The 23,271-nt window shown below is 49.7% G+C and carries 18 protein-coding genes; 15 read left to right on the forward strand and 3 right to left on the reverse strand.

Annotated elements, in window-relative coordinates; all coding sequences use genetic code 11:
- Positions 1–33: 33 nt before the first annotated feature.
- The 5 genes from ACFTRD_RS24230 (at position 34) to nagZ (ending at position 6,061) form a co-directional block, all read left to right on the forward strand.
- Positions 34–867: a carbohydrate ABC transporter permease gene (locus ACFTRD_RS24230; RefSeq protein ID WP_379384515.1), complete on the forward strand. Its 834-nt coding sequence runs from the start codon at positions 34–36 to the stop codon at positions 865–867.
- Between the two features lie 51 nt (positions 868–918).
- Positions 919–2,028 (forward strand): ABC transporter ATP-binding protein, encoded by a 1,110-nt coding sequence (locus ACFTRD_RS24235; RefSeq protein WP_379384517.1) that lies wholly within the window; start codon positions 919–921, stop codon positions 2,026–2,028.
- Between the two features lie 402 nt (positions 2,029–2,430).
- The gene (locus ACFTRD_RS24240; protein ID WP_379384519.1) at positions 2,431–3,141 is read left to right on the forward strand and encodes a hypothetical protein; all 711 of its coding nucleotides are present in this window, start codon (positions 2,431–2,433) and stop codon (positions 3,139–3,141) included.
- Positions 3,141–4,307 (forward strand): exo-beta-N-acetylmuramidase NamZ family protein, encoded by a 1,167-nt coding sequence (locus ACFTRD_RS24245; RefSeq protein ID WP_379384521.1) that lies wholly within the window; start codon positions 3,141–3,143, stop codon positions 4,305–4,307. Before ACFTRD_RS24240 ends, ACFTRD_RS24245 begins: the two co-directional genes overlap by 1 nt.
- A 68-nt stretch (positions 4,308–4,375) precedes the next feature.
- Entirely contained in the window at positions 4,376–6,061 is a 1,686-nt protein-coding gene (gene nagZ, locus ACFTRD_RS24250) for a beta-N-acetylhexosaminidase (RefSeq protein ID WP_379384523.1), read from the forward strand.
- A 442-nt stretch (positions 6,062–6,503) separates the two neighbouring features.
- On the opposite strand, the gene ACFTRD_RS24255 is transcribed toward nagZ, so the two are convergent.
- Positions 6,504–7,961, reverse strand: a complete 1,458-nt coding sequence (locus tag ACFTRD_RS24255; RefSeq protein WP_379385226.1) for a serine hydrolase domain-containing protein — start codon at positions 7,959–7,961, stop codon at positions 6,504–6,506.
- A gap of 208 nt (positions 7,962–8,169) precedes the next feature.
- On the opposite strand from ACFTRD_RS24255, the gene ACFTRD_RS24260 reads away from it, so the two are divergent.
- Entirely contained in the window at positions 8,170–10,143 is a 1,974-nt protein-coding gene (locus ACFTRD_RS24260; protein WP_379384525.1) for a methyl-accepting chemotaxis protein, read from the forward strand.
- Positions 10,144–10,505: 362 nt separating this feature from the next.
- The gene (locus ACFTRD_RS24265) at positions 10,506–11,723 is read left to right on the forward strand and encodes a DUF2087 domain-containing protein (protein ID WP_379384527.1); all 1,218 of its coding nucleotides are present in this window, start codon (positions 10,506–10,508) and stop codon (positions 11,721–11,723) included.
- Between the two features lie 67 nt (positions 11,724–11,790).
- Here ACFTRD_RS24265 and ACFTRD_RS24270 read toward each other — a convergent pair whose 3' ends face one another.
- Complete coding sequence (locus ACFTRD_RS24270; RefSeq protein ID WP_379384529.1) at positions 11,791–13,791, reverse strand: methyl-accepting chemotaxis protein; 2,001 nt, start codon at positions 13,789–13,791, stop codon at positions 11,791–11,793.
- Positions 13,792–14,209: 418 nt separating this feature from the next.
- Between ACFTRD_RS24270 and ACFTRD_RS24275 the strand changes: the two genes are divergently transcribed.
- The 5 genes from ACFTRD_RS24275 (at position 14,210) to ACFTRD_RS24295 (ending at position 17,405) form a co-directional block, all read left to right on the forward strand.
- A complete protein-coding gene (locus ACFTRD_RS24275) occupies positions 14,210–14,884 on the forward strand; it encodes an AzlC family ABC transporter permease (RefSeq protein ID WP_053780112.1) in 675 nt (224 codons plus the stop codon).
- Positions 14,875–15,204: an AzlD domain-containing protein gene (locus ACFTRD_RS24280; protein ID WP_192262527.1), complete on the forward strand. Its 330-nt coding sequence runs from the start codon at positions 14,875–14,877 to the stop codon at positions 15,202–15,204. Before ACFTRD_RS24275 ends, ACFTRD_RS24280 begins: the two co-directional genes overlap by 10 nt.
- A 95-nt stretch (positions 15,205–15,299) precedes the next feature.
- Positions 15,300–16,103: an NAD-dependent epimerase/dehydratase family protein gene (locus ACFTRD_RS24285; RefSeq protein ID WP_192262528.1), complete on the forward strand. Its 804-nt coding sequence runs from the start codon at positions 15,300–15,302 to the stop codon at positions 16,101–16,103.
- Between the two features lie 182 nt (positions 16,104–16,285).
- Entirely contained in the window at positions 16,286–16,942 is a 657-nt protein-coding gene (locus ACFTRD_RS24290; RefSeq protein WP_379384532.1) for an SGNH/GDSL hydrolase family protein, read from the forward strand.
- Between the two features lie 175 nt (positions 16,943–17,117).
- Positions 17,118–17,405 (forward strand): KGG domain-containing protein, encoded by a 288-nt coding sequence (locus ACFTRD_RS24295; protein ID WP_379384534.1) that lies wholly within the window; start codon positions 17,118–17,120, stop codon positions 17,403–17,405.
- Between the two features lie 109 nt (positions 17,406–17,514).
- Here ACFTRD_RS24295 and ACFTRD_RS24300 read toward each other — a convergent pair whose 3' ends face one another.
- Complete coding sequence (locus ACFTRD_RS24300) at positions 17,515–17,832, reverse strand: hypothetical protein (protein WP_379384536.1); 318 nt, start codon at positions 17,830–17,832, stop codon at positions 17,515–17,517.
- Between the two features lie 331 nt (positions 17,833–18,163).
- Here ACFTRD_RS24300 and ACFTRD_RS24305 point away from each other — a divergent pair, with 331 nt between their 5' ends.
- From ACFTRD_RS24305 to ACFTRD_RS24315, 3 genes are all read left to right on the forward strand, one after another.
- Positions 18,164–20,092 carry a heparinase II/III domain-containing protein gene (locus ACFTRD_RS24305; protein WP_379384538.1) on the forward strand — a complete coding sequence of 643 codons (1,929 nt, stop codon included), beginning with the start codon at positions 18,164–18,166 and terminating at the stop codon, positions 20,090–20,092.
- Between the two features lie 114 nt (positions 20,093–20,206).
- The gene (locus ACFTRD_RS24310; RefSeq protein WP_379384540.1) at positions 20,207–22,102 is read left to right on the forward strand and encodes a glycosyl hydrolase; all 1,896 of its coding nucleotides are present in this window, start codon (positions 20,207–20,209) and stop codon (positions 22,100–22,102) included.
- A 12-nt stretch (positions 22,103–22,114) separates the two neighbouring features.
- Positions 22,115–23,257: a glycoside hydrolase family 88 protein gene (locus ACFTRD_RS24315; RefSeq protein ID WP_192262537.1), complete on the forward strand. Its 1,143-nt coding sequence runs from the start codon at positions 22,115–22,117 to the stop codon at positions 23,255–23,257.
- The last annotated feature ends 14 nt before the right edge of the window (positions 23,258–23,271 follow it).

Consider the following 23,271-nt stretch of genomic DNA (forward strand, 5'->3'; position numbering starts at 1 on the left):
GTTGCATTAAGCATCCGGGGGTGAATGAAATCCATGAAATCAACTCAGAAAAAGACACTGCTTGTCGTTGCATCCATTCTGCTGGTGGTCTGGGCACTGGTGACGGTCATTCCGATGTACTGGATGCTGGTCGGTTCGGTACAGGATAGCGCGATGTCAGCCTCCTTCAAGCCGCAGATGATCCCGGAGCAGCTGTCATTATCACCATATGAGCGCTTTTTTGCCAAAACTGATGCCTGGCACTGGCTGTACAACTCGCTGCTCATCTCGGCCATTTTAACCGTGACGAATGTGTTCTTCGCCTCCCTGGCTGGATATGCGTTCGCCAAATTGAAATTCCCGGGAAGTCAGGCGGTATTCTGGACCTTGCTGGGGACAATGATGATTCCGGCACAGGTGACACTGATTCCCTTGTACATTCTGATGGTCAACGTGTTTGACCTGGGGGATACGTACACGGCCATTATTCTGCCTGCTGCCGTCAGTGTGGGCAATATTTTCTTAATGAAACAGTTCATGTCGACACTGCCCACATCGCTGATTCATGCGGCACGTATTGATGCTTGCAGCGAATTCGGCATCTTTTGGAAAGTGATTCTGCCAATGGCAAAGCCGGGGATTGCAGTACTGGCGATTTTCACGTTTGTCGCTTCGTGGAATGAATTTTTCTGGCCGTTCCTCATTACCAATTCCAACGAGATGCGGACCGTTCAGGTGGGGCTGGCCTCGTTCGTATTTGCCGAATCAACGGACTTCGGCGCCATGATGGCAGGGGCAACGATTGGTGCGCTGCCGATGATTATATTGTTTTTCTCGCTGCAACGCTATTTCCTACAGGGCATTACGATCGGTGCGGTAAAAGGTTAAGTTGAACTTATATAGTTCAGGACAAGTGACAACGTAAAGGGGGATCTACCTATGGCACGCGTGGAGTTTCGCCAAGTGCGCAAAGAATTCAAAGACGATCATAAAGGAACGTTCACGGCTGTAGCCGGCTCGGACTTTGTTATAGAAGATAAGGAATTCGTGGTCTTTGTGGGTCCTTCGGGCTGTGGCAAGACGACGTCACTGCGGATGATTGCGGGACTGGAAAAACAGACGAGTGGCGATATTGTCATCGGGGAACGGGTCGTGAACGACCTTCATCCGAAGGACCGGGATATTGCGATGGTATTTCAGGATTATGCACTTTATCCGCACATGACGATACGTGAGAATCTGTCCTTTGGCCTGAAAAATCTCAAAAAACCAAAATCTTATATTGATGAACAGGTGCAGAATGCGGCCTCCATTCTGGGGCTGGAGGCGATGCTGGAGCGCAAACCGCGCGAGCTGTCCGGTGGTCAGCGCCAGCGTGTGGCGGTGGGCCGGGCGATCGTCCGTGATCCGCAGGTGTTTCTGTTCGACGAGCCGCTCTCCAATCTGGATGCCAAGTTGCGAGTGCAGATGCGGGTGGAGTTGGGCGAGCTGCATAAGCGGCTCGGTGCCACAATTGTATACGTCACGCATGATCAGGTGGAGGCCATGACACTCGGGGAGCGCATCGTGGTCATGAATCATGGAGATATCCAGCAGGTGGCTTCACCGAAAGAATTATATGCGAGTCCACGTAATATGTTTGTTGCCGGATTTATCGGTTCCCCGGCAATGAATTTCATTGATGCCCGGATTGAAGGCACGCAGGTTGTCGTGGACGGTGCATCCTTCACCTTGCCAGAGGATGTACTCGCTCGTCTTCAGGGTTATCAGGGTAAGCAGGTGATTATGGGCCTGCGTCCAGAGCATATTTTTGGTGACGATGTCGCTCCGAATATCCCGACAGATCATATGCTGCAGGCACGGGTTCAGGTTGTAGAGCACCTGGGCTCCGAGAATCTGGTGTATTTCCATTCGGGTGCCCGTACCGTTACGGCCAAGGTTCACCCGGAAACACATGCTTATGTAGGAATGGACAAAAATTTTGTACTGGACCTGCGTAAGGCGCACTTTTTTGACCCGGAGACGGAATTGGCAATTGGCCGGGAATAAGCGGGGCTGTCCTATAAGCAATGAGCGTGAAGTTTTAACGAACCTTACACACGTTATTTGCTCCCATTTGCACCGGTTTGAAATGTAACGAATCACAGAGACGTTATTTACTCGATGACGTTGTTTTTTAGGCTCTGATGCCTTGTTTGTACCGAAATAACGGCACTGAAGTTCGTTAAAATTTGCATGCCTCGGAAATCCTTCGTTTAAGGTGCGGTAGATTCGTTAGCACGTTGTAAGTTTGGTACAACATACTGACCAGCGTTGCGGCCAAGCCAACCGAAATGGGAAGCCCTTTTGTGACAGCCCTTTTGGGCTAACGCTTCGCTTCTCCAGATTGGTTCTGTCTTCTCCGTTATCGTGTAAAAGTTCAGTCCAACTTATATAGAAGGGAGAATAAAAATGCGTAAGCTGAGTGAAGTGTTGGTCAAGTCGGGGGCGGAAATCTATCGGGATATTATTCCGGTGGCCCTGTACAGTGTTGTCAGCTCCATCGTGCTGGTACCCATTCTCATGTTTGCTCCGCTGCCAATCGCGGTGCTGCTTTTGGCCGTGATTTATATGCCACTCCTGTTCGGTGTCAGCTATGCCGTACATCACAGGCTGGAACGCAAGGAACGCCGCAACGGGCTTAAGGATATTTGGAACGGAACGATGAAAGGATTCATCCCGGGAGGGGCAGTAGGTGTGCTTCTCGCCTTGCTTGGCTTCATTCTCTGGTCAACCTGGTGGTATTACGGCGGACAGGGCGGGATTACAGGTACAGCGGTGAGCATGTTCCAAACGTTCTTTGTCCTCATGGCGTTGATGTCGCAGTTCTATACCTGGCAGCTTGTCTTGCAAAAGAACATGGGCATCTTTCAGGCGATGGGGGAAAGTGTGAAGCTATTCTTCCGTCATCCGGGGTACACGATGGGAGCCTGTTTTCAGGCATTATGTCTAACGGCCCTGTTGATGCTGACGGTTGTTGGCTTCGGAGCGTTGTTCGCGGGCATGTTTGCCATCTATCAGCATAAGGTCGCCCTTAATGTGCTCGAACCTGAAGAGGAACCTGTCCCATCCGGCGGCAATGACCACCAACATGGCGGGTGGATAAGTCAGGGGAACGTGTGATGGGCGTAAGAACTGGAGTTGATCTTCTGTCGGGAGGACTCTCCCACCCATGGTTAACGGATACACGTATTGGCCTGATGACAAACCCCACGGGTATTACGGCTGATTTCGTCTCTACCGTGGAAGTTTGTGCTGGATTGGCAGATGCCAAGCTTACTGCGCTTTATGCTTGTGAGCATGGATTAAATGGTGAGCTTCAGGCGGGCGTACGGTTCGGGGACACGCTGCATCCAAAGTTAGGTATTCCGGTATTCAGTCTTTATGGGTTACACAAGAAGCCTACGCCTGCGATGCTGGCCGAAGTGGACACCGTGCTGTTTGATATCCAGGATGTCGGCGTCCGTTATTACACCTATGCATCGACCTTGTTTCACATGATGCAGGCCTGTGCTGAAACGGGCAAACGACTGCTGGTGCTGGACCGTCCCAATCCGCTGGGCGGGGATGTGGTGGAGGGCGGCTTGTTGAGCGCGGGGTATGAATCACTCGTTGGTGCCTGGCGTGTTCCTGTCCGCACCGGACTGACGGTCGGTGAGCTGGCCCTGCTGGTCAACAGTGAGATGGACGTCCCCTGTGAGTTGGACGTATTCGCAATGGAAGGGTGGCAGCGTTCCATGGAGTTTATAGATTGCCAGCTTCCCTGGATGTTACCTTCTCCCAATATGCCCACCCTAGACAGTGTACGGGTGTATGCGGGTACGTGTCTGTTTGAAGGCACCAATGTATCGGAAGGCAGAGGTACGACTCGCCCATTTGAATGGATTGGAGCACCCTGGGTAGATGGTGAACAACTGGCGGAACGCTTTCGTGATCACCAATTGGAGGGTGTACATGTGCATCCGGTGTACATGTCGCCAACCTTCTCCAAATATGCAGGTGAGCTATGCGGAGGTGTGAGGATTTTCGTGACAGACAGCAGCGTATTCCGGGCGGTAGACACAGGGCTGGTGCTTTTGCATGAGCTGGCATCGCTCTACCCGGAGCAATTCTGCTGGCTTGAGCCGCCGCAGCCGGGCTCCCGCTATTTTATTGATCTGCTGACCGGAGGCAGGGAAGTCAGAGATGTCATTCATGACCGGGAAGAATTAGTTCGGTTGATAAAAGCATGGAATGTACAGGCAGAGGAATGGAAGGAGCGGCGGAAGCCGTTTTTGCTATACCCATAAAGAGAAATGTTCATCAATAGATTATTACGTCATGTACGGTTGATGTTGTCATCGGGAGGAGGTATGGAATGAGTGGGCAAAAAGAGCAATACCAGTTAAAGCTGAAGCAAATGACCCTGCGTGAGAAAATCGGGCAAATGCTGCTATGCGGCTTCCAGGGTACCGAGGCTGCCGGGGATGTGGATGCTTTTCTCCGAAAGTATCCCATTGGCGGCGTAATCTATTTTGCGCGCAACGTGGAGTCACCGGATCAGGTTGAGCGGCTATCGTCGGGGCTGCAACGGATTGCTGTCGATAGCGGTAATGTGCCGCTCTGGATATCCATTGATCAGGAGGGCGGCATGGTAGCACGGATTACCGAAGGGATTGCCTTGATGCCGGGACAGATGGCGATTGCCGCAGCAGGTTCCATCGAAGATGCATACCAGGCAGCTTATATCAGCGGTGTGGAGCTGAGGTCTCTGGGGATTAACATGAACTTTGCTCCGGTCCTGGACATAAACAACAACGCCGCCAATCCGGTAATCGGTGTGCGCTCATTTGGGGAATCACCGCAGTCCGTGGCAGCGTATGGTGCAAGAACCGTAGCGGGATTACAGGATGCATGCATTTCGGCGACGGCCAAACATTTCCCGGGACACGGGGATACGGATACTGATTCGCATCTGGATCTCCCGGTCATCACCCATGATCGGGAACGGGTAGAGCGTATGGAACTGATTCCGTTTCGGGCTGCCATAGCGGCAGGTGTCGATGCGATGATGTCAGCGCATATTTATTTTCCGGCTCTGGAACCGGAGCGTCTGCCTGTTACGCTATCGCGAGCTGTCTTAAGCGGATTGCTTCGTGAGGAACTGGGTTATGAAGGTATGATTGTGACGGATTGTATGGAGATGGACGCGATTGCTGTCAACTATGGGACTGTCGATGCAGCCGTGATGGCGGTGGAGGCCGGTGCAGACCTGGTGTTGATCAGTCACACAGCCAACCTCCAGGCAGGAGCCTTTGAAGCGTTGGTAGCAGCCGTCCAGAGCGGACGAATCAGCGAGAGGCGTATCGATGAATCGGTAACCCGTCTGTTGATGTATAAGGCAAAGCGTGGTCTGCTGGATCATGGAATGGATGCACATGATAATGAAGTGCGAGGCGGGGTATCGACTCCCCTCTCCCCTGAGGCGTCAAAAGGTCCAGCTCCATTCAAGTCCCCAGAGCGTAACCATACGTTACACCAAAAGGTGGCCCGACGAATCAGCGAGAACAGTATCACTTTAGTGATGGATCAGCTGAATATGCTGCCTTTGAAACCGGAACGTACGCTGGTCATTACGGTTGCCACATCGGTGACGACGATTGCCGACGAACAGCTGACTCAGGTGGTTACCCTGGGCTCGGCTTTGTCACATTGCGGACTGGATGTTGTGGATATAACGGTCACGCCAGAGGAAGTTGCTATTCGTTCTGCCCGCCTGCTTCAAGCTGCGGAAGAGGATGACATTCGCCAGATTGTCGTGGGGACGTATAATGCAGGCAGTGTCTCTGGTGATCCGCAGTGCAGGTTAATCGGCTGGCTACAGCAATTGGGCAAGCCGCTGGCTGTTGTGGCGCTCCGCAGTCCCTATGATCTGCTGGCGATTCCGGAGGTGCAGGTCTATGTGGCTGCGTACGAGAGCAGACCGCTTGCCATGGATAGCGCCGCTCGGGCGCTGATGGGGCGTATTCCTTTTGTCGGGAAGCTTCCAGTGTCCGTTAAATAGAAGGTTCTTGAATGAAACGAATGAAGCCAATGAAACGATAGCAGGAGTTTGGAACATAAAGATACGAGCGACAAAAAACGGCTATAAAAAAAGCCAACCCGCATTCTCTGGTTGACCTAATCATACGTAGGGGCTGTCCCATAAGTCATGAGCATGACGGGGTCAGCCTTTTTGGTGTTATGTTTAAAGAATCAAACGCGTCCTATTTGCTCCCATTCGTACAGGTCTGAGGTGTAACGAATCGTAGAGACGTTATCTCGTCATTTTTTTCGATTTTCAAGGTTCTAACGCCGGTTTATGAAGAGATAACGTTGCTGAGATTCGTTAAACTTTTCATTCCTTGAGAATCGGACTTTTAAGGTGCAGTAGGTTCTTTAGCACTCGGAGCGGGAGATAGCCCCTTTAAGAACAGCCCTTTCACTGTATAGACGATTTATAGTGATTAGTTCAGATTCAGAGCCTCAGCTGTCTTTGCCTCGACGTCATCCATAAGTGAAGTCATGTCCATACCTGCATGGTTACCGAGCAGAATAATTGTAATATCATCAGATAGATTGCGTGAAAAGGCTGTAGCGAAACCGCCGCCGCTACCGTTATGGAAGACAGTGCGATTTTCATTTTTTTTCTTGAGAATCCAAGCGTAGCCGTAGTTTTTATCCGAATATGGCTTGTACATCTGTTCAATTGTATCCTGACTCAGAATCTGATCACTGTACAACGCACGATCCCATCTCAGCATATCGTCCACGGTAGAGTAGATCGTTCCTGAACCAGATTGTGAAACATAATAAGGGGCAGTTACCCACTTGTTATCCTTCGCAACGAATCCGCTAATGGTATGGACTTTGCGGGAGGCTTCACCGGAATTGTTCATGCCCAGCGGCTTCAAAATAGTCTGCTGTACATAATCGGCATAACTCATGCCGGACACCTGTTCAATGACATAAGCGAGCAGAACATAACCGCTGTTGCTGTACAGATAGGCACTGCCAGGTTTGAATTTCAACGTTTTGTGCCGGATTTCCTCTACCGTTTCTTCCAATGGAGTACCTTCACCCCGTCCGAAGGCGGATGGAAGACCTGAAGTTTGGGATAACAGCATATGCAGGGTAATCTCGTCACCCTTCGGTATACCGGAAATGTAGCTGGAGATAGGGTCCTGGACATCCAGCTTTCCTTTTTCCGCCAAGCTGAGAATAGAGGCCGCAGTGAAGGATTTGCTTAGTGAAGCAATCCTGGTCTTCTGATCCGGACGATTCAGTGTCTGTTCATCCGCAAGTCCGTAGCCCTGGCGAAGAAGTACTTCACCTTTGCGAGCGATCAGTGCCATACCTGGATAATGTATTTCACGCAAGTAACTGTCTACACTGGCGACTTCATTGTCCAGAAGGCTTACTTTATCTGTTTCAATATTAACGCTCATTTGTCCTGAAGCCATACGTTGCACCTTGATGTCGGCTTTCAGTGCGTTCGCTACCAGCCTTACCGGTACCATCAAAATACCGTTCACCGTTCTGGAACTCACACTGGAGGTCAGGTGGACATGGTTGACCTTCATGGATTCGCTGCCAGCTTGATGAACGAGCTTGTCCCGACCATAGGTGATGGTTGCCGTTTTGGTAGGGGCGTTCCACTTCAGAGTACCCTTAACGGAATCAACGACATCCCGGAGCGGTACAAACGTGGTTCCTTTGATGATCAGCGGTTGGTTCTTCCAGGATTGTTGTACACCATTAACTTTAATATGAACGGTCTGTTCCAGCGTTGCTGCGGATGCTGCCGCACCGAATTGACCCAGAACGGGACCAGCAACCAGAATGAGTGCAAATAAGATGCGGAAAATGGATGAATAGATAGGGGTAACAGGATGTTTCAGATGGGAATTGCGTAAGATTCGAATCCTCTCCTTCCAATCGTTTCATGGATCGCCAGCTTATGAGCATTGTAAACGATCTCGCAGAGAGGGTCAAAACGGGGAAAGAGCATAATCTTTTATTATCCTAACAGAAATAATAAAATTTCGAATGAATTTAGTATTCATACATAATATTTTCACCGGATCTGTCCGATAAAAAGAAGGGTGAAGATATTGATGGGGGATAGCTATAATGAAGAAAAGGATTCGCAATTGGTTTACATTAACCGTAAAGAAACGCCTGATTGCTGCGCTGCTCCTGTTCCTGATTGTACCGAGCATTAGTGTGGGGTGGTTATCTTATCAAAAAGCAGCAGACCAAGTCAGGGAAGAAATTATTCGTTCCGCACAGGCAAAAACGGAGATGCTCAGTCTGCAAATTACTCAAATGCTGGATATGGAGAAGGATAACGCAGCGCAGTTTGCCGCGGGTATTACTTCAACAGATATTATCAATAAATCACCAGCTGTTCAAAGACAAATGGATCGTATGTCCAAGGCTCACAAAGAATTGGGTGTATTAACCGCGGGTGCTGAAGATGGCAGCTGGATGAAATCACCTGATCCAGGTCAGCAGATCTATGATCCGCGCGAACGCAGCTGGTATACGATGGGTATGTCACAAGACGAACCCATTATCTCGGACACGTTCCAGTCAGTAACCACGGGTGAGTGGGTTGTGACTGCGGCCGCAAAGCTGTCTGATGGCAAAGGGGTGTTTGGTGCCAATGTCAGTCTCAACCATTTGAAAGAATCCGTTGAGAAGATACATATCGGTGAAAAGGGAAAACTGTATATGCTGGATAACGGCGGAAAGTTCCTGTTCCATTACAAGATCGAATCAGGTGTACAGTCCGATGAAAGCTATATTAATGAGATGTATAAAAAAGATGTCGGAACCGTGAAGTACACGTATGATGGACAGGAAGTGGAAGCTGTGTATTATACGAATCCAGCGACCGGTTGGAAAATTGTTGGTGAGATGATTCCTTCCGAAGCGGCTGATGCGGTGAGACCGATCTTGATTCGTGCCTTCACACTGGTAGGGAGTTCGCTGATCGTTGGTTTGATTCTGCTGGTATTCATTATTCGCAGCATTCACCGTCCATTGTTGCAGCTGACGCAGGCAGCTTCCCAAGTAAGTGCTGGCGATCTGACTGTTCGGGTAGGATTACAACGCCGGGACGAGTTCGGGTTACTCGGGGAAAGCTTTGATACCATGACTTCTTCGCTCCGAGACGTTCTTGGAGAAGTACACGATACGTCGAGCCAATTGGCTGCATCTTCTGAGGAATTGATGGCGAGTTCTGAACAGACATCCAAAGCAACCGAGCAGGTGGCTGAACTGATGCAGGATGCAGCAGCAGGGACGACTAAACAAAACGATAGCCTTGCTGCAACTGGCCAACTTGTAGGTGAGATGTCCATCGGAATCAAGGAAATCTCATCAAGTGCCGAAGACACCGCTCGTATCGCTGTTGAAGCCTCTACCAAGTCAGAAGCGGGAATGGTTACGGTGGAAGAGGCAGTGACTCATATTCAGCAGGTGAATGATGAGAGTGAGGCCATGGTTGCGGTCATTCAGGATCTTCGAGCCAAAAATGAAGAGATTCTAGACATCGTGGCCGAAATTACGGCTATTGCCAAACAGACCAATATCCTTGCCTTGAATGCTTCCATTGAAGCATCAAGAGCTGGTGAGCAGGGACGCGGGTTTGCCGTCGTTGCCAATGAAGTGAAGTCGCTGGCCAACAATTCGGGCAGCGCTGCTGAACGAATTAATGAACTGATGCGCGAAATGCAAGAGAAAACAAATGCAGTGCAGTCTACCTTTGCCCGTACAGGAGAAGGAATGATCAAGGGCTCGCAAATGATTACGGAAGCTGGCGAGGCATTCAGGGATATTCGAAATTCTGTACAGTTGGTTGCAGCGCAGGCTGGTGAAGTGTCGGCAGCATCCCGTCAGATTGATGGGGGCATGAGTCATGTGACCAAGGCAGTCAATGACACGATTGTTCTATCCGATCAGATTGCCTCAGGAACCGAAGATGGTTCAGCTGCTGCACAGGAGCAGCTCGCTACCATGGAAGAGGTCGCAGCTTCTTCGGCGGCATTGTCCCGTATGGCTGAAGACCTGCAAAGCATGATTGAGCGTTTCAAGTTATAACAGAAGCGCTAACGAATCTGCTGCGTCTTAAAAGACAGAAGATCTCGGACCTGGGTAAATCAGATCGAATAGTCCTGTACCGGGCTCATTAGAGTAAAATAGCTAAAGAAGAAGGGTTGTCCTACGTCATGCTGATGACTTCGGACAACCCCTTTTTGTATTGGGGTGTTCTCGATTTATTTTTATGGATAACATACATAGGACACTTCTTCTTGACAAATAACAAACAAAAATGTATTGTGTCTATAAATAAACAAACGTAAAAATAATGTAATTAGGTGTAAAGGGTTAATACATTGGTATCAATGCCAACATCTATACATCCATTAAACCTATTAAATCCAATCAAAGGAGCCAATTCAATGAAATCATCGGAATCCTTGTTGCAAACCGCCTCACTCGAAGAGATCAAGTGCGGATATGTGAAGGAAGAACCTGCATTCATATGTATCTGCTGTGGCTATAGAACGGAATTAGGCATCATATACCCTGAAGAAGGCGTACTCTACGAAGCAGAGCGTTATATGCGCGTTCATATTGAGAAGACTCACGGGTCGGTGTTCGAATATTTGCTGGAGCTGGACAAAAGTATTACCGGATTGTCCGATGTTCAGCGGGGCCTGCTGGGTCAATTTTACGAAGGGAAGAAAGACACCGAGGTGCAGAAGGCGCTCGGAATCGGGAGTGCTTCCACCATCCGCAATCATCGGTTTGTGCTGAAGGAGAAAGAGCGGCAGGCCAAAATTTTTCTGGCACTGATGGAACTGCTCAAAAGCAAGGATACTCATGCGCCTGCGGAACTGGTGCTGCCTGTGACAAGGCATGTGAAGACCATCAACCGGAATCAATTCGAAATAACAGAACAGGATCGGGAGAAGGTGCTGCGCAAATATTTCCCCGAGGGTACAGAGGGACCGTTGACGACTTTTCACATACAGCAAAAACATAAATGGATCGTGCTGACCGAGATAGCCAAACGATTTGAACCCGGACAACAATATACCGAGAAACAGGTCAATGAGCTGTTGAAACAGACATATGGCGATTATGTGGAGCTTCGCAGGTATATGATCGACTTCGGGCTGCTGGTGCGCAAGGAAGATGGGAGCCGATATTGGCTGGCGAACGATGCTGACCACAATGGTAAAGGAAAGAAGCACGGACATAAAGGATCGGAAACGGAGACAGAAGCAGTAAAAAGGGAGGACAAAGAAATGAATCGTCGCAAAGAACTGCAGGAACAGGCCAAGGAGATCAAAACAGAGGCGGGAGTCTATCAGATCCGCAATGAACGCAACGGGAAAGTGTTTCTCGATAGCACACTTAATCTGAAAACCATTAATGGTCAGAAGTTTATGCTGCAAATGGGCAGCCACCTCAATCGTCAATTGCAAGCGGAATGGAATGAATACGGGGACGATGCCTTCGTCATCGAAGTGCTGGAGAAGTTGAAAAAAGAAGACAGCCCGTACTTCGATACCAAGGACGCATTAGCCAAATTGGTAGACCGCTGGTTCGATCAGCTGGAGCCGTATGGCGATAAAGGATACCATGGAGATAAAAAGGAATCTGGTCAATAAGCTTAACTTTATACTAAAAAACTCTCTTTGCCCTGGTTGGGCAAAGGGAGTTTTGCTTGGGTCCTGTTTATAGCTTGAACTGCTCCACCAGTTTCTGCAGCTTATGAGCCAGGTGGGCGAGAGAATCGGCAGACGATGAAATCTCCTGCATGGAAGCAACCTGTTCCTCGGTAGCAGCAGAGATATTCTCCGTTCCATCGGCATTGGTTTCCGAGATGGTATGAATCTGCTCAATGGATTGTACCACTTCTGCTGTGCTGGCAGACATTTGCTGTGACGCGGCTGCGATGGTCTCAAGCTGATCGTTTACGACTCCAACAGCCTGGCTAATCTGGGCAAAGGCTTCGTCTGCAAACTGAACGGCTCGAATCCCGTTGCTCACATCCCGTTTTCCAACCTGTGCATCTTGATTTGCTCGCAAAATTTCCTGTTGAATCGCTCCAACCATCTCCACAATTTTCTGTCCAGACAAGCTGGATTGTTCCGCCAACTTGCGAACTTCGCTGGCAACAACGGAAAATCCGCGTCCATGCTCGCCTGCTCTTGCCGCTTCAATGGATGCGTTAAGGGCTAGCAGATTGGTTTGTGCAGCGATGTCTGTAATAACAGATACCATCTCACCAATGGATGCAGAGTGTTGCCCAAGTCGTTCAGCGGTCTCTACCATACTTTGTACGAAGCGACTCACTGAACCCATCTCGGATACGGCTGTCTGCATCGTGGCATTCCCTTTATCCGCCAGCTCGCTTGCTTGCATGGCGGCTTCGGATACTTGCTGTGTGCTGTTCGTTACCTGTCCAACACCTCCAGCCAATTCGTTCATCTGCTGCGACGTATGCTTCAAACTTGTGGCTTGTTTCTCAATACCTGCTGCCGATTCTTCTGTGATCAAGGCAACTTGTTCTGTCGCTTTAGTCGTCTCGGACGAGTTGATAGCCAGTTGTGCGGAAGATGCGGTTAACTCGTCCGCCGTATGACGCACATCGTGGATGACGTTACGCAAAGATTGGCTCATTTTATTAAAACTGGTACTGAGTTTTCCGAATTCATCTTGTCCCGTAACAGGGACCTCAATGGCCAGATTACCATTGCTAATTTCGTTGGACGCAGTCACCAGACGTTTCAGTGGTCGGGTGATCGACTGCACAATCCAGAAAATAATGATGGAGCTTACAGCAATAGCAATTGCTACAACGACAAGTGTGGTATACAGGATAGGACGGACGGATTCGGTCACTTCATTGTTATCAATGACACCTACCACGGTCCAGCCCGTTGTTTCATTTGTTGCGAAAAAAGCATGTTCCTGGGTGCCATTTAGCGAATAATCTAAACTTCCATTTTTCTGTTCAAAAATGGTTTTATAAGGTTCCATCGTGCCTTCAGTTCCCGGTTTTTCGGTAGGGTGTACGATGATTTTATTGGCATTATCGATGATATAGATATATCCTTTTTTCCCGATTTTGGTTGTGTTAACCGTTTGGGACAGGCTTTCAAGGGACAGGCTCACAGAGACAACGCCATGACCATCGGCTGAAGTCTGGGCTACCGATGCAACAACATTGCCGGTATTGCTTGATATGTAAGGAGTGATTACAGTGGGGATGTCTTTGTTCTGCGTAGCAGCCTGATACCAAGGGCGCTCGCGTGGGTCATATCCAGCCTTGTTCACCGCTGTTACAGGGGAATTGATATAGACGCCTTGGTCGGTACCAATCGAGGCCAGTTCTACGTCGTTATGTGTTTCCTTGTAGGCATCGAGCAGGGTGCGAATCGTCTCTGTTTCATCCCCCTGTTTCGGTCCGACGTTCCCGGCATCCAGCTGGCTAGCCAGGAAATCAACATTTTTACGCGTGGCTCCAATGATCTGATCAATGGTCTGATTCAGTACATTCACACTGCTGATGGCGTTTTCGTACATTTTTTCTTCAACCTTGGCTTCAGCTGTTCGGAACGAGATCATGCCCAAACTGATTGTCGGAATCAGCAATACAATGGCAAAGGACAAAATCAGCTTTTCTCTCATCTGTAACGTTCTTGCAGTCACGCGGTTACGCATCTTCTTCATACACATTCCCCCTAGATAGATCCCATTCCTAGTCTGATGGACAGGTTCATCTGGAAACAGATAGTACATTCCATCCTTTCCAGATGTTTCTGGTGCTATCGTATGACAAAATTCGAGTTTATTCAACATTAATTATGGGTTTTATGAAAATTTTTTTTGGGATACATAGGTATTTTGGATCACATCTGTTTTGTAAAAGGAAATCTGTCTCTCCACGGATACCTCATCTTGTGGTATATTTCTGAATTAATGTAACGAACACGGATGTACATGGGCATGTTGCATTCATACAGAGAATGGATTTGGTTCTGCCATATGCGGAATGAACTGGAGAGGGGATGCACGGGATTTGGATAAATCTATACCACTGATATCTGGACCCGCGGGCACAGAAGAGGTACAGGATAAAGCTTCATTTATGCAGGGAGTTAAGGACTGTATCCCGACACTGCTTGGGTATCTAAGTATTGGCTTTGCAGCGGGTGTAATTGAAATGACCGCAGGTCTAAGTTTGGCGGAGACGGCTTTGCTCAGTCTGATTCTATATGCTGGATCGGCCCAGTTTATTGCCGCAGGCATGCTGGCATCGAACGGGTCAGCGACGGCCATCATTTTCACCATATTCTTCGTGAATCTTCGCCATCTGCTGCTGAGTGCAGCCGTATCACCGTATTTTCGTCATCTGACGCCGCTTAAAAATATGTGGATCGGCTCGCTGCTTACCGACGAGTCCTTTGGTGTGGCGATGACACGAGCGATTGGCCGGAAAACGCTGAGTGAGCGCTGGATGCACGGATTGAACATTACAGCATATCTGAACTGGTTTGTGGCGAATATGGCGGGAGCTTACTTTGGACGCTGGATAACCAATCCCGAGCGGCTGGGGCTTGATTTTGCCCTGCCTGCAATGTTTATTGGTCTGGTTGTGCTTCAGCTGATGCAGCGCAAAAATAAAAAATTACACATCAATGTGGCGATCATTGCCGTTGTCTGTGTAATCTTCGCCAGCATGGCTTCGCTTGGCAGCATGAGTGTCATTGTGGCTGCGGTCATTGCGGCAACGATGGGAGTAGTGATGGAACGATGGAAGTAAGATGGGATGTATTCTGGATTATTATGGGTTCAGCTTTGTTAACGTTCATCCCGCGCGTATTGCCGCTCATGCTGTTCAGTAAAATACAGATTCCGATGTGGCTGTTACGTTGGCTTGAATATGTACCTGTGGCAGTCATGGCGGCCCTGATCGGTCAGGAATTGTTTATGGCGGACAACCAGGTAGTGCCGATTACGCATAATGCGGCCCTGTGGGCAGCGCTGCCTACCATTGCCGTGGCAATTTGGACCCGCAGTCTGCTTGGAACCGTACTTGTCGGTATTGTTGCGATGATGATTTTGCGGTACTTGATGGGATAACTAACCGGGGTCTATGTGGATCAGGTAAATCCTTCGCTCTATCGGTTAATAATGTTCATTAGGAACTCTTAATTGGAGCGAAGGGAGTTAGATCCATGGATAAACCGAAGCACAGACTGTTGATAACGGGAGCAGCGGGAGTCATTGGCCGCAGTCTGCTGGAGGGACTGAGAGAAAAGGGCAAGTATGAGATCGTGGCTGCTGATCTTCATGATGACCCTCAAGCAGGCATTGTCGCAATGGATGTGACAGACGGAGAACGACTGAAAGAGCTGATGCAGGGTGTTCAGACGGTGCTGCACATTGCATGGGCCAAGGATGAAGAAGATTTTCTGGGCAAAGTCCTGCCCATCAACGTAACAGGGGCCTACCATGTGTATGAAGCTGCACGCTTGAACGGTGTACAGCGGGTCATTTTTGCGAGTTCAAATCATGCGACAGGGTTCTATCCAACAGGGGAGGATATCAAAGTGGATGATCCCTATCGGCCAGACAGTTTTTATGGACTCAGCAAATGTTATATAGAGCTGCTTGGACGATATTACGTGGATAAATATGATCTGTCGTCATTCAATATTCGAATTGGCAACTTCTCGGGCGATGCGCATCCGCATTCTGAGCGTTCTGCACACATTTGGATTTCGCCAAGGGACATGGTGCAGCTTGCCGAGTGCTGCATTGAGGCAGATTCAAGCATGAAATATGTTAATCTATATGGGACTTCAGCCAATACGGATAATTATTATGATATTGGATATCTGGAACAGAAGATTGGGTACCGCCCGGAGGACGATGCAGCAGAGTTATGGGACGAGGCGAAGCGCAAGGGAGCGCCGGATAAGCAGGATGAGACGGAATATCAGGGTGGAGGATATGTCGCGAAGGAACCAAAATCTTAAAGATCTGAAACGTCTTATAGACGCGGAGAACTGTAGGTGACATTGCAGGAAGTACAACGCGGAGAGTTAACTGAAAAAGTTTCGTTCTGAAAACGCTATTTTCTATTGCGTCCGAAAGGGATAAAATGGAGACACAAGGGTTGAGGTTTTCATTTTACATACAGGAAGGAACGGTTTTGGTTATGAGTACACATTCATCCGTTATACTTTTTCAGGGAGACTCCATTACAGACGGGGGAAGATCGCGTAATGATGATCCGAATCATTTTCTCGGGCATGGCTATGCGTATCTGATCTCAAGCAAACTGGGTGTGGAACTGGCAGCCAAGCAGCCAACGTTCTACAACAGAGGAATTAGCGGAGATCGCGCTTCCGATCTGTATGCACGCTGGAACGAGGATACTATCAGCTTGAAGCCGGATCTGATCAGCATTCTGATCGGTGTGAATGATGCCTGGCGCACCATAAATGGTGAACCCAGTGGAGTGACGGATCGTCTTGGACGTGCATATCGTCATTTGCTGGAGGAAACACGCGAAGTGATGCCGAATACCGGGCTGGTTTTAATGGAGCCGTTCATTCTTAAAACCGGAGCTACAGTGGAGCGTTGGGACACTTGGCAGGAGCGTATCGGGCAGTATCAGCGCCTTGTTGGTGAACTTGCCACAGAATTCGGTGCTGTGCTGGTTCCATTGCAGGATGTGTTTAATCAGGCCACTGAAAAGGCTGACGCTGCTTACTGGTTGTGGGATGGTGTGCATCCAACGGCAGCGGGTCATGAGCTTATCGCACGTCAGTGGTTGTCTGTAGTACAGGATAGTCCACTTAAAGTTCAATAAAAATGGAGCACGGGGTCTGTACAGATCCTGTGCTCTTTTTTATATAGCGAAATAACAAAGAAATGATCTTATTAAAAATTACATATTTAGAATATATATGTTTTAATCCCAAATAAGAGGGTAATTAAAAAGCGTAGCACACTATATTCAATACCCGATAAGGAGTGAATTCAAAATGGCACAGAATAACCAAAACGGAAAAATGAGCCGTGAAGAAGCAGGACGTAAGGGTGGAGAAACAACCTCCAGGAATCATGATCAGGAGTTCTACCAGGAGATTGGCAGCAAGGGCGGGGAAGCAACATCGAAATCCCACGACCGTGAATTCTATCAAGAGATTGGCCGGGAGGGTGGAAGCGCCCGTGACAACAATGATGGGAACAATGATCAAGATGGCAAAATGAGCCGTGAAGAGGCAGGACGCAAGGGCGGACAAGCTCGGTCCCGTAATCAGAACAATTAATTCATTGATATAGGAACACTGTATAGTCCAAGCAAACAAGGCCAGATCTCACCTGTGGAAAAGGGTGAGTCTGGCCTTGTTTTTTTATGAGAGTTGTTGCACTAACAGGTCAGGCAATATGTGGTTCGATCGCTTGACGATAACTGTATAGGGATTCGTCAATGATGGTACGCAAGAAAATGGGATCTATATCAAAGAGCAGGGATTCTGCATAACGCCAAGCATTTTCTTCGATACGCAGCCGAATTTTAGCTTGCTCAGGAGCCGTATGGGGTCCATCCAGAAGGTTAGACAAATCCACCAATTCTACATCCTCGGCATGTCCCAGTTCATGAGCCAGAATGACATAAATATAGGCCTTTAATGGAGCGAGCGAGCCAAACAGCATTCGGCATTGCTCCACAATTTCTTTTTTATATAGATACACGGTGTGGCTTCCCATGTGATATTTACCACCGACGAGACGACTATCTGGAAAATGGGGCTCAACCTGGACAAACACACGGCTATTGGAGCGATGCAGCAGTTCAGTTACAGCCTGATTAAATAATTCAGTATTCAGTATGGTTCACCTGTCCTCATAATGGAATGAACTACATTTGCTATGAGTCCGACAACCCTTTTACGAGAAAAACCTTTGAAAAGTTTCATTTATTTTCATTATTTATTTTTTTATACAACATTAATTGGAACTCCCTTCATTTTTACTAGACGATGGGCTAAAATGAAATCGGTTACAAAATTAGGGAGGAATTCTCATGACGATTCACCCTGGATGGAATTGGACGGCTGATGATATCGAGATGGCCATGAGGCATGATGCAGGTAGTGGTTTGAAGTACATCTGCCGTTGGAAAGATAGATTGGCTAACACATTGAATGATCCCGACTATGCCTCCTTCTGGTCAGATCTAAAAGTATATGAGCAGAAAGCGAGTACGGAGAACCTGCCTGAGTTATCTTTTTCCCTATATCGCCAATTCAGGGAGACAGGTGAACGCCAAGCGTATGAGCTGGCATATTTCGAGCGGCGCGGGAGACTCGCTGCACTGGGATTACTTGCTGCGGCATCGCCATCAGCTGAGCGTCTGCAATTACTGGAAGACCTGATCTGGAGTGTCTGTAACGAACCAACCTGGTGTCTGTCCGCTCATGTACCTGAAGGGAAAGAAGCGGGCGCAAGAGAACACATTGACCTGTTCGCTGCAGAAACAGCGCAAACGCTCGCAGAGATGATCATCATGTTAAATGACGTTTTGGATCAACGTGTGGTGCGGATGGTGCGGGCTGAGATCGAGTGCAGGATAGTCACCCCATTGTACCGGGAGCAGCGGATATACGGCTGGGAGAACGCAGAGCACAATTGGTCAGCGGTGTGCAGCGGCGGCTGTGGAATTGCGGCTCTCCTTCTGTTGGAAGATGAGCATCTTAGGGCCAAGGCCGTACAGCAGACTATTCATTCCATGAATGCTTTCTTGAAGGGGTATGGGATGGATGGGGGATGTGCTGAAGGTGTAGGTTACTGGGTTTACGGGTTTGGTTTTTATACGTATTTTGCAGAGATGCTGCGAATATTCAGTTCAGGAAAACTGGATATGCTATCCGATCCCCATACGAGAGCGATCGCTGCTTTCCCCGGAAATATTCACCTGTCAGGCGGGGTATTTGTCAATTTTTCGGACAGTCGCGAGCGGGAGACCATTCCGCCTGGCCTGCTTTCTCTTTTGGCCGAGCGACAGCAGGTTGAAGTCGATTTGGAGCATCGTATACCGCTTCTGACAGAGGACCCCTGCCGCCGATGGGCCCATGTTTTGCGTAATATACTTTGGAGTAATCCTGCTGGATATAAAAGAGGAAGTGAAAGGAAGTTGCCGGCAGCCCCAGTTTATCTGGAGGACCTGTCATGGGGGGTGGCCCGAGGAGTACTGGCAACGGGAGAACAAAATGAAATGACTGTAGCCTTTGCCGTAAAGGGCGGTCATAACGCAGAGCCCCATAATCATAATGATCTGGGACACTTTATTCTTCATGGCGGAGGTGAAAATATTCTCTGTGACCCGGGTTCAGGCAAGTATACTCAGGCCTATTTTGCACCTGGACGGGAAAGTATTTTTCAAATTGGATCCCAGGGGCATAGTGTTCCGGTCATCGAAGGAGCAAGTCAGCAATCCGGACAGCAAGCTGAGGCGAAGGTGCTGCACATCAAGCGATCATCATTGCAGGGACTAGAGGCCGCATTTGATTTGACGTCGGCTTACCCAGATGCTCCAACACTCGCGAAGTATACCCGGCGATTAAGTTGGAACTGTCCGCCGAAAGTCTCCGAAGCGGAGCTTTTCCTTGAAGACTATTATCAGTGGCAGCAACCTTCTGATACGTGTGGAGAAGAGCACCTGACCGAAAAGCCGCCAGTCGTTGAGCATTTTATGAGTCGAATTCATCCTGTAGTACAGGAAGCATGGGTCCAGTGGGAAGGGAGAAAGGCCGTAGTGACGATGCATTATGATGCTGACCTCTGGGATGCACAGGTGGAAGAGGTAGAGACGGTGGATCACGATCACCTGCCCCTGACATTTTATCGGACGGCATTATTCTTGCGGCAAACGGCAAATGAAGAGGGGAATTCCCGGAATCACTCCGTAAAAGAGACATGGTGCAGATTGAAATTCTCCATCCATCCAAAGTAAGAACAAAAAATCGGAAGTAACGGTGAATACGGATTAATGCAGCAGGAACCAGAAACGACTCGAACCAATTCAATCCCAGATGGAAGTCGGGATCAGAAATGAGGGTGATTTGCTTTGTTAGCGTATACATCGGATTCAGCATATCCATGGAAAAGTGAACTGGAAAGGTTCCGAACCGACGCAGCGCAGGCCAAACTTGCAGAACCTAGCGGATGGGATCGATCTCGCAAAATAGCACTGATCGAAGACATTGTATGTGCCTACTCGGTATATCAGCAGGAGAATGGTGCCATTATGGACCCCTTTTCTGATCGGGAGCGCTACTATTCAACGCCCGCTTATGCATTTGCAGCTGCGGTTCTGGTCAAGAACGGGCGGACCGATCTGCTCTCCTCGGCTGCAGCAGCTCTGACTCACAGCATCTCATTGGTTGTTCGTGGCGAGGTTCCGGACAATCATGCCGACTTTTTCCCCATACTTATGTTGAGAGCCTATATGCTGCTCCAGCCGCTATTGCCAGAGCAAGCGACTCAATGGGCAGCAGAGCTGGAACGGATTCAACCGGAAGAAACCTATGTATTTACAATGTCCAAAATGAATAACCCGAACCGGATGATTAACTGGAATGCCATCATGATCTCGGGAGAATACCTTCGCTACCGCGAGCAGCTGGCGAGTGAAGGGATCGAATGGATGGATCAGTACCTGGAGAGCTTCCACCTGCCGCGTTTTACAGCACTTGGCCTGTATCAGGATGGTCCACTGGATCGGCCAAACAGTCCGCTCGCGTATGATATCGCTACCCGCTATCACTTGGGTGTTATGCTGGATGCCGGATATGACGGTAGCTGTGCGTCTTCCCTGGCTGAGTACATTCGGCGCGGGGCATTCACTTCGCTCCTGACGCTATCTCCGCTGGGCGAGATTCCTCCGCGAGGACGCAGCTCACAGCATCAATGGAATGAAGCTGCAGCTGCATACGTGTTCTCCAGTCATGCCTCAGCTGCAAAGCAGATCGGTGATCTTGTGATGTCAGGCGTATTTGCGCGTGCGGCCAATCTGTGTTTTGCAGCCGTGGACCGGTGGAAAATGGAGGACGGCCGTTTGAATATCGTTCGGAATCGGTATGCTCCGGCCGTTCGCCACGGATACGAGATCTATACCAACCATACGTGTTATAGCCTGTGGACGGTTGCGGCACTAGCCAATGCGTATCTGTGCGATCCCGGGGATGAAGTGGCTGAATTGCCCATTCCGTCCGAGATTGGTAGTCGAGTCCTTCAAATGGATGGCTGGTTTGAGACCATCACGGCTTCAGCACCGGGCCAGCAAATCGTGTTACATACGGCTCTGAATGACCCATATACAGTACCCGGTTTAGTGCGGATTCATCAGCAGGGGCTTCCGGGACTCATTGGTCCCGCTGCTGCTGGGCATGCCGAGTCTGGATTCACTGAATTTTCGGAGGGTGAGACGAAGGCGATCAGTTATTGTCCGGCCTGGCGGACACCGGATGGGCAGTGGCACAGCCTGGCTGCAGGTATTCCTTGCGGAGTTGAATATAATCGGGATGCCGGAATCAACCCTTCTGATGGAGGGGGAGCAGTCGTCTTTAACGTAGCGGAGGATCAGGGGCAGGCGACCAACACATTCACAGTGGACTGGGTGGGCCCACTGGTCGGATTAAAGGCACTTCGGACGTATTATACGCAGCAGCCGGGTTTGTTAACGGTCACATATGAGTTCGAGGGAGAGATTAAAGCGGCTGGGGCTGTGATCCCGCTGATGTACAGCGATGGTGAGGAACAGGCTGTCATCACGGTCTCCGGTGATCATGTTCGCTGTGAATATTGTGGAGCTTACGTGGAATCGACCGTGCTTGATAAAGGAGGGGAAGTTCACCTTCAAGATTATAACGTGGCTTCTCGCAATGGTTTATTAAAGGAAGTACGGATGATAGTGAGCGGCAGTCAGAGGATTACGTTTACGGTTCGTCTGGGCAGGATTTGAAAAGAGGAGGCAATGCTCGTGAATACATCGACATCGGTAACATGGGTTGAAGAAGCATGGCGGCAAGGAGCAGCCAAAATCATTCGCAATGCGCAGCGCATCAAGGATACATTTCCGCACACAGCTTCGCAGGGCACGTATGATCAGAATGATCCCGAATGGTGGACAGCAGGCTTCTGGCCGGGATTGTTATGGCTTGTCTATGGTGAGTCGCCAAAGAGCGAAGCTGTCGCTCCGTTATACCGTTATGCCGAAAGTTGTGAGCGGCAATTGGAGGGCTGTCTGCGTGATCCCGAATCGGTCGATCACGATCTCGGGTTCATCTGGCTGCTTAGCGGCGTAGCCAACTACCGCCAGACAGGCAGCGCGGATGGCCGGCGGCGAGGAATGCTCGCTGCGAATCTGCTCGCTGCCCGCTTCAACGTGCGCGGTGAATTCATCCGCGCCTGGAACTTCAGCTCGTCAACGATGGATACGCGCGGCGTAGCCATCATTGACAGCATGATGAATCTGCCGCTGCTCTACTGGGCATCCGAGCAGAGCGGCGACCCTCGCTTCCGCTGGCTGGCGGAAGCGCACGCGGACACCGTGGCGCGCGAATTCGTCCGCGCTGACGGGTCCATCTGCCACGTGGTGGAGTTCGATCCACTCACGGGGCAGAAGCTGCGGGAGCATGGCGGGCAAGGCCATGCTCCAGGTTCTGCCTGGGCGCGGGGTACCGCCTGGGCGTTGCACGGGTTTGCGCTGTCTTTCCGGTATACGGGCGAAGCCCGTTATCTGGAGACAGCGGAGCGGGCGGCCGATTTCTTCCTCGCCATGCTTGGCGAAGAGATCGTGCCGGTGTGGGATTTCCGCGCACCTGCAGAACATCAGGTGGCGTGGGACTCGTCCGCTTCGGCGATTGCCGCAAGCGGCCTGTTGGAGTTGGCGAAGCTGTCGCCGCGCGGTGAAGAATATGCAGCCGCGGCAGAGCGTATCCTCCGCGGGCTGCATGAGAACTACAGCTCCGGTGACACGGCAGCGGAGGAAGGACTGATCATGCAGGGTACCGTTCACTATCCAGAGGGTCGTGGCTTAAATGTGCCGATTATCTATGGCGATTATTTCTATATGGAGGCCTTGGCGAAGCTGCGTGGCCGTCCAGGTTTATTTTAAGCGGATTGAGAACA

Origin of the sequence: Paenibacillus sp. NPDC056933, from assembly GCF_042674385.1 — a bacterium.
Classification (GTDB): domain Bacteria; phylum Bacillota; class Bacilli; order Paenibacillales; family Paenibacillaceae; genus Paenibacillus.